General features: G+C 71.9%; 10 protein-coding genes. 5 read left to right on the top strand and 5 right to left on the bottom strand.

Going from position 1 to position 14,098, the window contains the following annotated elements:
- Positions 1-2: 2 nt before the first annotated feature.
- Positions 3-1,886: a S41 family peptidase gene (locus ACSRUE_RS44095; RefSeq protein ID WP_437943868.1), complete on the bottom strand. Its 1,884-nt coding sequence runs from the start codon at positions 1,884-1,886 to the stop codon at positions 3-5.
- A gap of 388 nt (positions 1,887-2,274) precedes the next feature.
- Here ACSRUE_RS44095 and ACSRUE_RS44090 point away from each other — a divergent pair, with 388 nt between their 5' ends.
- Positions 2,275-3,102 (top strand): sigma-70 family RNA polymerase sigma factor, encoded by an 828-nt coding sequence (locus ACSRUE_RS44090; RefSeq protein WP_437761483.1) that lies wholly within the window; start codon positions 2,275-2,277, stop codon positions 3,100-3,102.
- 295 nt (positions 3,103-3,397) lie between these two features.
- Here ACSRUE_RS44090 and ACSRUE_RS44085 read toward each other — a convergent pair whose 3' ends face one another.
- Complete coding sequence (locus tag ACSRUE_RS44085; protein WP_236644465.1) at positions 3,398-4,219, bottom strand: MBL fold metallo-hydrolase; 822 nt, start codon at positions 4,217-4,219, stop codon at positions 3,398-3,400.
- A 446-nt stretch (positions 4,220-4,665) separates the two neighbouring features.
- Between ACSRUE_RS44085 and ACSRUE_RS44080 the strand changes: the two genes are divergently transcribed.
- From ACSRUE_RS44080 to ACSRUE_RS44070, 3 genes are all read left to right on the top strand, one after another.
- On the top strand, positions 4,666-5,211 hold the full coding sequence (locus ACSRUE_RS44080; protein WP_437943869.1) for a YdcF family protein: 546 nt from the start codon (positions 4,666-4,668) through the stop codon (positions 5,209-5,211).
- Positions 5,212-5,213: 2 nt separating this feature from the next.
- The gene (locus tag ACSRUE_RS44075) at positions 5,214-7,586 is read left to right on the top strand and encodes a peptidylprolyl isomerase (RefSeq protein ID WP_441288810.1); all 2,373 of its coding nucleotides are present in this window, start codon (positions 5,214-5,216) and stop codon (positions 7,584-7,586) included.
- A gap of 105 nt (positions 7,587-7,691) precedes the next feature.
- On the top strand, positions 7,692-8,816 hold the full coding sequence (locus ACSRUE_RS44070; protein ID WP_441288809.1) for a glycosyltransferase family 2 protein: 1,125 nt from the start codon (positions 7,692-7,694) through the stop codon (positions 8,814-8,816).
- A gap of 17 nt (positions 8,817-8,833) precedes the next feature.
- Here ACSRUE_RS44070 and ACSRUE_RS44065 read toward each other — a convergent pair whose 3' ends face one another.
- The 3 genes from ACSRUE_RS44065 to ACSRUE_RS44055 form a co-directional block, all read right to left on the bottom strand.
- On the bottom strand, positions 8,834-9,595 hold the full coding sequence (locus ACSRUE_RS44065) for a YdcF family protein (protein ID WP_441288808.1): 762 nt from the start codon (positions 9,593-9,595) through the stop codon (positions 8,834-8,836).
- 168 nt (positions 9,596-9,763) lie between these two features.
- On the bottom strand, positions 9,764-11,629 hold the full coding sequence (locus ACSRUE_RS44060) for an MYXO-CTERM sorting domain-containing protein (RefSeq protein ID WP_441288807.1): 1,866 nt from the start codon (positions 11,627-11,629) through the stop codon (positions 9,764-9,766).
- Between the two features lie 111 nt (positions 11,630-11,740).
- Positions 11,741-13,198: a PQQ-dependent sugar dehydrogenase gene (locus ACSRUE_RS44055; protein ID WP_441288806.1), complete on the bottom strand. Its 1,458-nt coding sequence runs from the start codon at positions 13,196-13,198 to the stop codon at positions 11,741-11,743.
- Between the two features lie 68 nt (positions 13,199-13,266).
- On the opposite strand from ACSRUE_RS44055, the gene ACSRUE_RS44050 reads away from it, so the two are divergent.
- Entirely contained in the window at positions 13,267-14,061 is a 795-nt protein-coding gene (locus ACSRUE_RS44050; protein ID WP_441288805.1) for an EboA domain-containing protein, read from the top strand.
- Positions 14,062-14,098 lie beyond the last annotated feature (37 nt).

Genomic DNA, 14,098 nt, shown 5'->3' with positions numbered 1-14,098 from the left:
CGTCAGCGAGCTGCCGCGCGCACCGCGCCGAGCGACCGCAGCGCGCGGCAGACCGTCTCGTCGCGGCAGGGCCCTATCCGCCCTGCGTGCGCCGGCCAGGGCACGTCGCGCACGCGGTGCAGATCGCGCACGTCGGGGCCTCGCCACGGGCCGAGCGCCCGGTGCACGCGCGCCTCTCGCTCGCTCGTCGCCGGCAGCGACAGCTGCACCTGCGGCACGATGCCCACCTTCTGCACCGGCGCGCCGTCGGGGAGCGCGTAGAGGAGCGTCGTGAGCCGCAGCACGCCGACGTGGGCGTCGTCGTCGAGGTATTCCTGAGCGCACCCCTTGCCGTACGTCCGATCGCCGATGATCACGCCGCGGCGGTAGCTGGCGATCGCGCCGGCGATCATCTCCGCCGCGCTCGCGGAGTCGCCGTCGACGAGCACCGCGAGCGGCCCGCTCCACCCGCGCTCCTCCGGGACGTCGGGCGAGCGCTCCACCTCGACGCCGCCGTCGCGGCGCCGCATCGGGAACAGCGGTACGCCCGGCAGGAACAGTCCTAGCGCGGCGATCGCGCCGTCGGTCGAGCCGCCGCCGTTCGCGCGCACGTCCAGCATCACGCCCCGCGTGTCGCCCTCCGCGCGCGCGCGGAGGAGCGCCGCCGCGACCCGATCCCCGAGGTCGTCGGGCACGTCGGGGATGGCGATCACCGCGATCTTGCCGTCCCCGTAGCGCACCAGATCGAGCGGCAGCTCCGAGGGCGCCGCCTCGGCCGGCTGCGGTCCGACCGGGTGCGGCGCCACGATCACCTCGAGGGGCGCCGCGACCCCGCGCCGCAGCAGCGCCACGCGAGCGGTCGTCCCGGGGGGCACGTCGGACAGCACGGCGAGCTGCTCGGCCTGCTCGACGCTCATGCCGGAGATCGGCAGATCCTGGATCCGGATCACCACGTCCCCGTCCTCGAGCGGCGCGAGCGCGCCGCGGTCGATGCGCACCCCGATCGCGGTGCGCGTCATCTCTTGCCAGAGCCGGGCCGGCGGGTGCGCCTCGAGGTCGAGATCGTAGATGGAGACCTCCTCCGCGAGCGGCGCCCAGGCGCCGTGCGCGTCCAGCTGAGGCACATAGGCGCGCACCGCGGCGGCGATCACCGTGCGCGCCCAGCCGTCCTCGCTCATCGAGGGCGCAGCCCGCTCGCGCACGGCGTCGGCGTACCGGGCGAGCGGCTCCCCGACATGCGCGCGCAGCCCGCCGACCTCCCGGCCGAGCTTGCGCGCGAGGTCCCGGGCGCTGCGCGTCACCTCGCCGTCCTCGAACGGCGCCGACGACACCAGCTCCCACGCCGCGGCGTGGGTCGCGGGCGGGCTGGCCAGGCCGCGCCGGTAGCCGTCATCGAAGAGCCCCTCGAGCTCGCGCGACCACCGGGCGAGCTCCTGCCCGACGCGCAGCGCCGCCGCGCACGGCCCGCTGCCCACGGGCGCCTGCAGCTCGTCCAGGAGCGCGACGGCTTCCCGCCGCAGCGAGGCGCCCACGGGCGTGTCGGGGGCGACCGACCACAGCCCGTGCGGGTCCAGCCAGTCGGAGGTCGCTTCGGCAAACTTTGCGGGATCGACGCGGAGCGGCGGAGCGGCCAGCGTGGTGCGGGCCTGGGCCACGATGGCGCGGGCCTGCTCGCAGCCGAGCGACGTCGGCGCCCCGGTCGGCACCGCGATGCCGCGGTCGAGGGCGTTCGGGTCGCAGCCGACGCCGTCGATCTCCTCGTCGTCCGGCGCGACGGTGTGGAGCAAGGGCCGCGCGATCCCGCGCCGCGCCCTCGCGAGGGGGATCTCCGCCTCGCGCGAGAGCAAGGCGAGCGTCGCCAGGCTTGCGGCGATGCACGCGACGGAGCCCGCGACGCGCGTCCTCACTGCTCCCCGGATATCACGATGCGGCGCGCGGGGGCAGGGGCGACCGCGGCGGCGTCCGCGCGGAGAGCGAGCGCGCGCGCCGCGCGGGCGGCGCCGTCGCCCGCGGCCTGGGGCCTCGGCGCGCACGTCGTCCGCCTCGTTCGCCGCTCGTGCGCTGTGGATCTGGGCTCAGCGCTGCGCATTCGTGCTCCTCCGCTTTCCCGCAAAGCTTTCGCTTCGGTCGAGGGATCCGAACACGTTGCGCATTCCAGCGCAAAAAAAGGCGATTTCCTAGGGGTTATCCCGGCATCCCGCCTGCATCTGCGCCAGTGCCGCCCGCCGGCTCGTAGGGGCTCGCCAACCAGCCCTGCTTGATCGGCGCGCGCGGTGGGAGAAGAGCGGAGAGATCATGAGCGCCACCTGGGATCGTGCGGCATTCTCGGCTTATCGTACAGAGCTCGCGAACTACGCCACCCTGAGCCCGGACGCCGAGCGGGAGCTCGCGCTCCGCTGGCGAGCAGGTGACCGGGACGCCGGCCGGCGCCTCATCGAGGCGTGCCTGCCGTTCGTGATGACGATCGCTCTCGAGTACCGCCGCTGGGGGCTGCCGATGGAGGACATCGTGCAGGAGGGGAACATCGGCCTCCTGAAGGCCGCCGAGCGCTTCGATCCGGACCGTGGCTGCCGCCTGGCGACCTACGCGGCCTACTGGATCCGGGCGGAGATCCGCGAGCACGTGGCGCGGGGGTACCGGATCGTGCGCCTCGGGTCGTCGAAGAGCGAGCGGCGCGCGCTGCGCATCTACCGCAAGACGCACGAGAAGGACCCGGCGGTGCTCGCGGAGCTGAGCGGCCTGTCGGAGGAGCGGGCGGCCGAGCTGCTGCCGCTGCTCATGGCGCGCGACGTCAGCCTGGAGCGCTCTCCGACCGAGGACGGCGTGGCTCCGGTGGAGCGGCTCGCGTCGGGCGCGCACACGCCGGAGGACGAGGCCTGCGACGCCGACGAGCGCGCGCAGCTCTCGCGCGCGCTGCTCCAGGTCGTGAACGAGCTGTCGCCCCGCGAGCGCTCCATCATGAACCAGCGCTGGCTGACGGACAGCCCCGTGACGCTCGAGCAGCTCGGCGCCGACTTCGGCGTCAGCAAGGAGCGCGTGCGGCAGATCGAGGAGCGCGCCAAGAAGCGGATGCGCGCGCGCCTCGAGGAGATCACCCGCGAGCCGATGGCAAAGAGCGCCTAGGCGCGGGGCTCTCCCGCTTCGGATACGGGCCCATCTCGACGTTTTCGGTGCTCAGCGCACCGGAGTGCGCCTCCGCGCCGAAAACGCCGATCTGGGCCCGTCTCCTGTGCGGGAGAGCCCCGCGCCGACGCTGCGGTGCGTGCGGTGGGGGAGAGCGCCGCGGTGGTGCTGCGCTGCGGTGCGTGCGGAGGGGGAGAGCGCTGCGGCGGTGCTGCTGGGGACGGCGCGCTGTCGCCCGGCGTCGGTGGCGACGGGCGGCGATCGGGGCGCGCTGCGCGCCTGGCGAGGCGTCGCGCTAGATCTCGATGACCGTGCCTTCGCGCGCGGCGATGGTGTTCGGGAAGAGCTCGCGGGCGCGCATCTCCTTCTCGCGCACCATCGCGTCGGTCTGGTTGGGATCGTGGTGGTGCAGGACGAGCTGCTTGGCGCCCGCCGCCTTCGCGAGCTCGCAGCCCGCGACGAACGTGGCGTGACCCCAGCCCGTCTTCGGACCGCCGCCGACCTCGCCCGCGTACTCTTCGGGCGTGTACATGGCGTCGAAGATCAGCACGTCGGCGCCCATCGCGAGCTTCTTCAGCTTCGGATCCACGATCGCGTAGTGCTCGGAGTCGGTGATGTACACGACCACCTTGCCCTCGTGCTCGACGCGGTACGCGTACACGCCGTTCGGGTGGTTGCCGCGCGCGTTGGTCACACGCACATCGTCGTTCGGGCCGATCGTGACCACCTCGCCCTCGTAGAGGTCGCGGAAGGTCATCGCCGCGCCCATCTCCGTGAGGTGCACCGGGAAGCTCGGGTAGTCCATCTGCCCGGCCAGCGTCTCCTCGAGCGTCCGGGAGACGTTGAGGCCACCGTAGAGATGGATCTTGTTCCCGCGCACGAACGCGGGCGTGAAGAACGGAAAGCCCTGGATGTGATCCCAGTGCACATGACTGAAGAACATCCAGGCTTCGAAGGGCATCTCCTTGACCAGCTCCTGGCCGAGGAGACGGAGCCCCGTCCCGCCATCGAGGATGACCAGCGTTTCGCCGGCACGAATCTCATAGCAGCTCGTGTTGCCGCCTACTTCGACCGTGCCTGCACCGGGCGTGGGGATGCTTCCGCGAACCCCCCACATCTTGATCCGCATCCTGCCTCGCTCGCTGAACCCCGCCCGTTTCAAGGTAGAGCTATTAGATTCCGAGCGCGGGCAGCGTCAAGCCGCCTGGTGCACCGGGAGCAAGGAAGGTCGCAGACGTGGAGACCTGGCCGGGGGAGCAGGGCCAAGGCGCCAATGTAGTCAGGGGATAGGTTGCGGGCCCGGCGGCCGGCGCGGCCTGCCGCTGGGGGGCGGGAGCGCGCGGCGGCGGGGCCGGAGGCGGTGGCGGCGGGGCGGGGGGCGCAGGTGGCGGGGCAGAGGCGCGGGCGGCGGGGCGGGGGGCGCAGGTGGCGGCCCAGGTCGGCCTGCGGGCGGCGCAGGCATCGGGGCGGCGCGGCCCGCGGGCGGCGGCGGGAGCGGGAGGGCAGGACGATCGCGCGCAGCGGGCACGCGAAGGCCGCGGCCGATGGGCTATGGTCGGGCGCATGCCGCTCCACGCGGACGCCATCGTCGTCCTCGGCTGCAGGGTGTTTCCCTCCGGGCGCCCGGCGGCCCCCGGTGCGCGCCGCGCGGCGCGCGCCGCGGAGGCCTACCGCGCCGGGGTCGCGCCGTGGGTGATCGCCAGCGGCGGGCGCCGCTGGGGCGCGCAGGTCGAGGCGCGCGTGCTCGCCGCCGAGCTGCGGCGCGCCGGCGTGCCGGCGCACGCGATCCTGCAGGATCTCTGGTCGCTGACGACGCACGAGAACGCGATCTTCAGCGCGGCCCTCCTGCGCCGCGTGGGCGCGCGGCGCGCGGCCATCGTCACCTGCTCCTGGCACATGGCCAGGGCTCTCCAGAACTTCCACGACGTCGGGATCGACGCTTGCGGGCTGCCGGCGTCGCGCGTGGGCGAGCCGGCGGTTGCGCGCGCATGGCAGCGCGGTCACGAGGTGATCTCGATGTGGCTCGACGCGCGCGCGATGCGCCGCAAGCGGATCCTCAGCGAGAGCGCCGCCTGGCTGCTCGACACCGCTCGTCAGGGTGAACCGTGATCATGCCGAGAAGGCGCTCCTCTCCGCTCCTCGTCCTCGCGCTGCTCTTCTCCCTCTCCGCCTGCACCGGGCAGCCGGCGCCGGGCACTGCGCCCGACGCCGGGATCTCCGCGGCGGCGCCGGCCGCCAGCGCCGGGGCGGCGGGGCGGCTCGATGCCCTCCTCGCGGCCGAGCAGCGCCGCGCCGCCCTGGAGGTGAGCCCCGCGGACCAGCAGAGCCGCGACGTCGGCGTGCGGCGCGCCGCCGCGCGGGCCCTCGCGCGCATCGGCGGAGACGCGGCGTGGCCTGGGCTCGCGCGGGCGCTCGCCGACGAGGACGACGAGGTGGTCGCGTGGGCCGCCTACGGCCTCGGGTTCTCGTGCAAGGAGCGCGAGGCCGAGGCGGTCTCGGCGCTCGTCGCGCGCGCCCTCGCCCGCGACGCCCGCCCGGGCCCCGCGGGCGCGGCGAGCGCCGCTGCGTCCGCGGCGAGCGCCGCTGCGTCCGCGGCGGCGCCGAGCGGAGGCGCCGCTGCGGGTGCGCCGCCGCTCGACGCGGGCGGCGCGCTCGCCCGCGCCATCGGGCGGTGCGGCGCGGAGGCGTCGGAGCCGACGCTGGTCGCGTGGCTCGACGGCCCGCGCGAGCGCGCGATCCACGCGGCGTACGCGCTCGGCGATCTCGCCGCGATCAAGCTCAAGCTGCGCGAGGAGACGCTCGTCGCGCTGCTCAACCTCGCCTCGGGGAGCGCGGCGAGCCCGCCGGTCCCCGAGGCGCTCTACCCGATCGGGCGCCTCGAGCACGTCCCGCTCACGGTCATCCCCCGCATCCGCGACGTCGCGACCGCGCGGCTCGCAGAGGCCTCCGACGCGCGGCTCTTCGCGGTGCGCGCGCTCGGCCGGGCAGGGGAGGCGGCCGCCTCCGAGCTCGCGCGCGTCCTCTCCGCGAAGGGCGTGTTCACCGCGAGCGAGCGCGCCGAGGCCGCGCGCGCCCTCAAGCGGCTCGGCCTGCCCGGCCAGCGCGCCCTCGCCGACGCGGTCGCGGCGCTCGCCCCGAGCGCGGACCCGATCGCGCTCACGGGCCTCGTGAGCGAGGACTTCGGCGTGCTGCTCACCGCGCTCGAGGCGCTCGGATCTGCGGGCCCCGCGCGCAAGGCGCTCCGCGATCTCGCCGCCCTGCCGCCGCCGCCGAGCGCGCCCGCGGCGATCCTCCGCCGCGTCGCGTGGCTCCGCTGCGGCGCGGCCCGGCTCCTCGCGGGCGGGGACTACCGCGATCCGCTGCTGCTCGGCTGTGACGTCACGGCGCCGGCGGAGCCGGGGAGCAAGCCGGACGCAGGCGCGCCGGTGCGCGGCCCGATCGGCGCCCGGGCGGTCGTCGAGGTGATCGGCCGCGACGCCATCACGGGCGCGCGGCTCGCCGCGTTCCGCGCGTACGCCGCGTCGGGCGATCTGCGCGCGCGGGAGGCCGCGATCGAGCTCATCGCCGCGCACGAGGAGATCGCCGGCGCGCCCGACCTGCTCGCGAAGGCGCTCGCCGCCGAGGAGCCGGGCCTCGTCGCCGCCGCGGCGGAGGTCATCGCGCGGCAGCCCCAGCGCGCGTCCGAGGCGCCGGGGAAGCGGAAGCGCAGGAAGCGGAGCGACGGGAAGGACGCGCTCGCGGCGGTCACGTCGCCGGCGATCGAGGCCGCACTGCTCGCGCTCCTCGACCGCCCAGGCGCGCGCGACGATCCGGAGCTGATCGGCGCGGTCGTCGACGCGGTGGGGGCGCTGGCGCTCAAGCCGGCGGAGGCTCGCCTGGAGCAGCTCTGCCGATCGAGCCACCCCACGACGCGGGCGCGCGCCGGAACGGCGCTCGGCGTGCTCAGGGGCCGCAAGATCGCGTGCGACGCCGGTCTGCCGGGGGACGCGGGCGCGGCGGGGCGGCCGGCCGTCGCGCCGCCGGTCGGCGAGGTGCCGGCCGAGGCCTCCGCGCTCGTGCGCGCGCCGGCGGTGCTGATCTTCGACACGGACGCCGGCGAGCTCACGATGACGCTCGACCCTGCGCTCGCGCCGGTCGCGGTGACCCGCTTCGTCGATCTCGCGCGCTCCGGCTATTACGACGGCAAGATCGTCCATCGCGTGGTGCCCGGCTTCGTCACCCAGTTCGGCGCGCCGTTCGGCGACGGCGCCGGAGGTCCACCCGGCAGGCCGGCGCTGCGCTGCGAGACGTCGCCGGTCGCGTTCGAGCCGCTCCGGGTCGGCGTCGCGCTCGCCGGCCGCGACACCGGATCGAGCCAGCTCTTCGTGATGCACGCGCGCGCGCCGCACCTCGACGGCCAGTACGCGGCCGTCGGCGTCGCCGCCGGGCCGTGGGCCGCGCTCGCGGATGGGGACATCATCCGGAGCGTGAAGGTGCGGGACTGATCGCGGGCGGCGCGCGTGCAACGCGTGCAACATGAACGGCCGTGTCGCGGCGTGGCCATCCGTGTCAGTTGACAACCGCCCCCGACCGGCGCTCTACAGTTTAGCGTGGTCATTGCCTCCTTTCTGGCTGTCGCGGTGCTCGTGTACACCTACTTCGGGTACCCGATCGTTATCGGCATCCTGGCGCGCCTCCGGCCTGCGCAGCGGAAGGAGGATCCGGACTACGTCCCCACGGTGACGGCGTGCATACCCGTCTTCAACGCGGCGTCGTATCTCCCGGCGAAGGTCGAGAGCCTCCTCGCGCTCGACTATCCGAAGGACAAGCTGGAGGTCCTTCTCTTCTCGGACGGCTCGACGGACGACACCGTGCTCGTGGCGCGACAGCTGGCCGAGCGCGATCCTCGGGTGAAGGTGATCGTCAGCGAGGCGCGTCGTGGCAAGCCGATCGGCGTGAACACGATGCTCGGGGTCGCGACGGGCGAGGTGCTGTTGATGACGGACATCCGCCAGCCGCTCGTGCCCGGGGCGCTGCGCGCGCTCGTGCGGCTCCTGGCCGATCCGAACGCGGGCTGCGTCTCTGGCAACCTGGTGCTGAAGGGGTCGGCCGGGTCGGGGGCTTACTGGCGTTACGAGAACTGGATCCGCCTCCAGGAAGGGCGGTTCAGGAGCATGGTGGGCGTGACCGGTCCCATCTATGCGATCCGCCGCGCCGACATGAGCCATCTCCCGGAAGGCGTCATCCTCGACGACATGTGGGTGCCGATGCGGCTCCGCCTCGAGGGGCGTTCGATCCTGTTTGCTCCCGACGCGATCGCGTACGACGACGCGTTCGGCGACGAGCGCGAGTTCGGCCGCAAGGTGCGCACGCTGGCCGGCAATTATCAGCTCTTTTCGCTGCTCCCGGCGCTCCTCGTCCCGTTCAGGAACCCGTCCTGGTTCGAGATCTTCTCGCACAAGCTGCTCCGCCTCGTGTGCCCCTGGGCGCTCGTCGCGCTGCTGATCACGTCGACGGTCGCGTGGATGGGCGCCGAGATGAGCGGCGACGCCGCATGGACGCTCTACGCGGCGCGCGCGCTGTTCGGCGGGCAGGTGGCCTTCTACCTGCTCGCGGCGCTCGGGGGCGCTGCGGGCAAGCTCGGCGCGCTCGCGCGGACGTTCGTGGTCCTGAACGCGGCGGCGGTGGTCGGCCTCTGGCGATACCTCCGCGGCTCGCAGAAGGTCACCTGGTAGCGCGGGGCGCGCCGGGGCTACGGCTCCAAGAGACCCACGAGCTCGTGAACGGCGCGCTGCGACCGCCTGAGGGAGAGCGACTCCGGCAGCAGCCGCTCAGGCCCCTCGGGCGGCAGCGACTGGAACCTGACCGGCGCGGGGAGGACGTCGAGCCCTGCGCGCTCGAACATGCGGAGGGAGCGCGGCATGTGGAGCGCGCTGGTCACGACCACGACGGCGTCGGCCGACAGGCCGCGGGCGATCCGCGTGGAGTGGAGGGCGTTCTCTCGGGTATCGCGCGACTCGGTCTCCAGGATGATCTTCTTCCTGGGAACGCCGAGCTCCACGAGGAGATCGGCCATCGCGCTGGCGAGCTGGGTGGGCGCGCCTCGGACGTCCTTCCCCGAGACGATGATGTGGCCGAAGCCGTACTCGCGGTAGACCCGCACGGCGGCGAGGCCGCGCTCGAGGCCTGCCGCCGACTGCCGTTCCATGGCTGGCTCGCCGAACTCGTCGGCGTCGATGCCGGCGGTGAGGATGACGAGGACCCGCCGCTCGGGTGAGCTTCCGGCGAGCTCCGCGTGCAGGTCCCTCGGCACTGTGCTGATCCGGCGCGCGAGCGCGCTGGAGAGCCAGGGCGTGGAGAGGAGCCACAGCGCGAGCCACGCGCTCCACCCGAGCGCCCGCCCGATCTTCGCCCCGCGTGTTCGGAAGCTCCAGTCGCCGCCGGAGAGCGCGAGGCCGACGCCCGCGGCGACGAGGAGCACGAGGAGGGGATCGACGAGGCGGGAGATGGGCAAGGCGAGGCTCGCCGTGAGGCGCTGGATGGGCTCACTCTATGAAGGCGCCGGGGGGGCGATGCGAGCGAAAAAGCGGCCGTCTCCAGGTGGAAGGGCGGGACGGAGCCGCTCGGGGATCGTCCGCCCTGCAGCGGCGCGCGCTTGCGGCGGTTCGTGGTGGAGCGAGGCTCAATGCCGCCGATGGGTGCGCCGGCGCCTGGCGGCGGCGGCGAGGGCGAGCCCCGCGAGGCCCGCGGGGAGCCACCCGTCGGGGACGTTGCCGGGCATCCGGCAGCCGCAGCCGCCGTCGTCGCTGGAGCGGCTGCCGCTGCCGCCGGTCGAGCTCTCGCCGCCGGTGCCGTTGCCGCCTGCGCCGCTGCCGCTGCCGCCGCCGCCGTTGCCGCTGCTGGCGTTGGCGGGCGGCTCTCCGAGATCGAGCGGCGCTTCCGCGTCATCGGCTGCGACGAGGATGGGCGGCGCCTCGCCGGTCTCCTCGTAGATGGCCCGGAGGTCGTCTCCCGTGCTGTCCGTGTGGTTCTCGGACTGCAGGAACTCGATGTACTCCTTCGTCATCGACTGGTAGTACACGCGCGCCGAGAGCGTCTGCCTGCCGAAGGCGTCGGTCGGGACGGTGAGCGTGAAGCGCGCCTCGTCGTAGTTGCGGTATCCGCCGTTCCCATCGGTGAAGTCGATCTCCTCGGTCGGCTGGGTGGTCCGCGACGGGACGAACCCCTTCGGCGGGATGCGCGTATCGGAGATGATCATGTCGTGGAGCGCGAGGTGCTCCTCCTTCTCCCCCACGCCCGCCTCGCTGTCCCATCGCCCGTGCACGGCGCGGTACTCGTGGGTGGGCGGCTCGTGCTGGATCTCGCCGGTGTCGGCGTCGTAGCCGCCGAGCAGCGGCCGTTCGACGCCGTTCTCGTCGACGAGGAACACGGCGATCCAGGCGCGCCGGCTCTCCGCATAGCCAGTCGGGAACTTGTGACCGGTGAGGTTCTCGACCCGGACGGTGACGGCGATCTCCTCTCCTGGCGCGGCCTCCTGCGGGGCGTCGACGAGGGTGACCGAGGCGGCCGAGGCGAGGCTCTTGAGCGTGCCGTCGAGCGCGCGCTCGAAGGAATCCGCGCGCTCCGCCGCGAGCGTCGGGTCGGCCGCCATGACGGCCTGGATGCCCCAGTGGTTGCCGCCGACGATGAGGTGGTCCCGCGGGTCGGTGCGGGGAGGCCCGAATTTGGCGACGGACCACTCCCCGAGCTTCTTGCGCATATGGCAGTCAACGCAGCTCTGTGCATTCGTCGCGCCGTCGCGGAAGTCGCTGGATGCCCACTCTTCGAAGGTCGTATCGAGCGGAAATTCGATGTCCGTCGGAGCGCCGCTCGCGTCCCGGAGCATCACTTCCGGATTCGTGACCTGGTGGCATTGACCACAAAAACGGGAGGTGGAGAGGCTGGGAGCCTTCTGTCCGCCGTGGTGCTCAGAGATCACGTTCTCGTAAGGGCCATATTTGACCAGTTTTTGCTCCTCCGGGTCGATCTCGTAGCCAAATACGAGCTGCGCGTTGCCCAGGATGTACGGATCGTTGGGGGCGGGCGATGTCGTCGCTCGATGACACACATCGCACCCGACCCCCTGGCCGTCGACGATACCGTCCAGGGTCGTATCGGGGTCGAACGCGGACCCGTCCGGAGGCGTCGCACGCCCGCGTACGAAGCCGATAGGGGAGTGGCAGCGTATGCAAAACGTGCCGACTCCGGGCGCGTCCTGGTTGGCGATGGTGAGGGCAGCGATGAAGACGGGATCGCGCCACGCATTGGCCATCATGGTGCCTGCCCATGTATCGGACGGCATGTAGTCCTTCGACTGTGGTGGATCTGTATTAGGCAAGGCTCGGTGGCAGCCGGTGCATGCCTCGGCGGAGAAGAAATCTCCGTTGTTCGGCAGATCTCCTGGCTTGGTCCCTTGGAGATCGTCGATCCCACCGGCAGCGCCTCGGCTCAGCAGCCCGAGCGCGAAAAGCAGTCCCCAGGCAGTGGTGTTCCCCCGTGTGCTCAGCATCGATCCTGTCCTCTTTCTCACCTGGTTTCTCTGCTCGATGTGCTCTGTCCGAAGTGCCTCAGCTACCACCCTCTCCGCGCTGGCGGCGTGACCCTGGCGCTATGCCCCCGATCATTCAGGATCGATGCGGAACAGCCGTCCGCTACCGTTGACTCCATAGTCAACCACGTAGAGCTCCCCGGCGGCGTCCTCTCCGAAGGACGCAAGCGCTTGCAGCGTATCCGCGCTCTCGAGATCGGTCGTGAGAGGCCTCTCTCCCACCTTGCTGCCGTTCTTCCAGACGAAGCTATGAATGCGGTTGGAGGAGAAATCGCCATAGATGTAAGTGCCACGCAGCGCAGGGATCCTGCTGCCGCGGTACACATACCCTCCAGTGATTGACCCATCGCCGGTGCCGTGCCCGTGCACCGCGACAGGCGGTGTGTGATTTGCGAGTTGGCAGTTCGTCTGGCTCGGCGGGTAGCAGCCGCTCCCCTCGAAGATGCTCCATCCGTAATTCTTGTGCCCCTGGCCGCGTGGCTCGACGTTGATCTCTTCGACCGATTTCGCCCCCACATCGCCGATGTACAGGTCGCCATTGCAGCTATCAAAGCTGAACCGCCATGGGTTGCGGAGGCCGTAGTCCCAGATGTCCGGGTCTCCTCCGGCGAGGTTTCCGGCGGGGGGAGTCGGATATGTGTCAACGTTGATGCGCAGGATTTTCCCGTACTTTACGTCGATATTCTGACCGTTCCTGTCCGGGTCCTGCGTATCGCCTTCGCTGCCACCATCGCCGACGCCGACGTAGAGCATGGCGTCGGGCCCGAAGGCGAGCATGCCGCCGTTATGGTTCTTTCGCAGCACCCGTATCGAGAGAAGCTCGTTTTGCGCCTGTGGGGCAGCTCGGTCCGGGTTGCTCTCAGAACGCCTGTACTCTCGAAGAACCAGCAAGTTGTTCGTCGTGTTGAAGTAGAGGAAGAACCGGCCGTTGGCCGCATAGTCAGGGTGAAACGCAAACCCCAAGAGTCCACGCTCGTCGGCTTCCCACTCGACCTGCTGGACGTCGTCGGTAATATCAAGGAATGGAGTGCTCTGCAGTACGCCGTCGCTGATGAGGCGGATCGTTCCACCCTGCTCCAGCACATAGAGCCGGCTGGCGTCCTTCGGCTCGCTCGTCACGAAGAGGGGCTGATCCAGACCACGTACGACTTCCGTCAGCTTGAGCGGCGGTACGGTCCCGCCCGGCTCGTCGCACTCGATCGTCCCGCTCCCACCGGCGCCGGAGCCGGAGCCGGTCGCAGGGCCGGCGCCGGCTCCGTTGCTCGTGGTGGTGCCCGAGCCGCTGGTGCTGCCGGTGGTGCTGCCGGTGGTGCTGCCGCTGGCGCTGGTGTTGGAGCCGCTTCCGCTGCTCGTGGGGGCGCCGGTCGAGGTGCCGCCGCCGGAGCCCGTTGTCCCGGGACCGGATCCTCCCCCGCCTCCTCCGCCTGCGCCGCTCTCGCTACCGCCGCAGCCATTCAGGGTGAAGCCAAGCCCGAAAAGGGCGGCTGCGATGGGCATAAAAGGAAAAAGGAAACGCTTCTGGTCCATCATGCAGTAGGACACTATCCGAACAGCGCGCCCCTTGGTATAACTTTCCACCGCTCGGCGACGTCGGCATCTTGCGGCAGGCGCCCGGACCGGCGGGCATGGCTACAATGCAAGACGCTTCCCTACTGCTGTTTGGAATTCTATCGCGCCGGATTCCGCCGGCGGCGCGCTCCTGGCTGGAGCGCGTCGAACGGGCGACCGGGATCGGTGCGGGTCTCGGTGGCACGCCCGACGCGCGGGAGAGCGAGTCGTCGACGTGGTTCGATCTCGACCGCTTCCTCGCGACGTTCACTGCGGCGGTACGCGTGCTCGGCAGGGCGCAGCTCGGGCTTCACCCCGACGAGCGGGATGCCCTGGAGGCTGCCGGTGTCGCCGGGGTGGTCGATGGCCGGGCGCTGGATGAGCTCGGCCGGGTAACGATGCTGGCGCAGGTTTCGAGGCGCCTGCCCGCACCGGAGCTCGAATCGCTGCTCCGTGTTTGTTATGAGCAGGGAGACGGCCGGGAGCGGCAGGCGCTCTTGCGGGCACTGCCGCTCTTGACCGAGGCGGAGCGCTTCGTTCCGCTCGCGGTCGAGGCGTGCCGCACGAACGAGCTGCCCATCTTCGAAGCGATCGCCTGCGAGAACCCCTACCCGGCTGCCTATTTTCCCGATCTCAACTTCAACCAGATGGTCCTCAAGGCCATGTTCATGGGCGTGGCGCTCGCCCGGATCGTCGGGCTCGACCGGCGGCGATCGGGCGAGCTCGCCAGGATGGCGGAGGACTTCGCGAGCGAACGGAGGGCGGCTGGCCGGGGCATCCCGGTCGACATAGGCTTGCTCTCCCTGGACCATGAGCGCGAGCGCGCGACGCGGATCCCCGAGTGAAACGGCGCGCTGCGGAGGGACTCTTGAAGCTATTCGA

The sequence above is a fragment of the Sorangium sp. KYC3313 genome (assembly GCF_052075895.1).
Taxonomy (GTDB): Bacteria; Myxococcota_A; Polyangia; order Polyangiales; family Polyangiaceae; genus Sorangium; species Sorangium cellulosum_B.
This window is presented reverse-complemented; position numbering and strand designations above follow the sequence as displayed.